At 34.5% G+C, this 554-nt stretch carries 1 pseudogene; it reads left to right on the forward strand.

The features are described from left to right. Positions 1 to 554 (forward strand): annotated as a pseudogene (locus OQH62_RS08615) (methyl-accepting chemotaxis protein); the annotation flags it as partial.

A 554-nucleotide genomic window follows, 5' to 3' on the forward strand; every position in this document is an offset into this window, starting at 1 on the left:
AGCCATCAACGAAAACATTCTTGCTACGAAAAAAGGATTAGAACAAGACCAACAGGCTGTAAAAGAATCAGTACAAACTGTTCAAATAGTAGAGAATGGTAATCTTACTGAAAGAATTACAGCCACTCCAAGAAATCCTCAATTAGTAGAACTCAAAAATGTTCTTAACCGTCTCTTAGATGCTTTAGAAGCTAAAGTAGGTTCTAATATGAATGAGATTCAAAAAATCTTTGAAGAATACAAAAGACTTGACTTTAGAAACAAATTAGAAAATGCCAAAGGCAGTGTTGAGATTACAACCAATGCCTTAGGTGAAGAAATTGTAAAAATGCTCAAACAAAGTTCTGATTTTGCTAATGCTTTAGCAGAAGAGAGTGAAAAACTCCAAAATGCTGTGCAGTCTTTAACTACTTCTTCAAATTCTCAAGCCCAATCCTTAGAAGAAACAGCAGCAGCCTTAGAACAAATTACCTCTTCTATGCAGAATGTCTCTGTAAAAACAAGTGATGTTATCACCCAAAGTGAAGACATCAAAAGTGTTACAGGTATCATAG

Source organism: Campylobacter sp. MIT 21-1684 (assembly GCF_026241315.1).
Classification (GTDB): Bacteria; Campylobacterota; Campylobacteria; order Campylobacterales; family Campylobacteraceae; genus Campylobacter_D.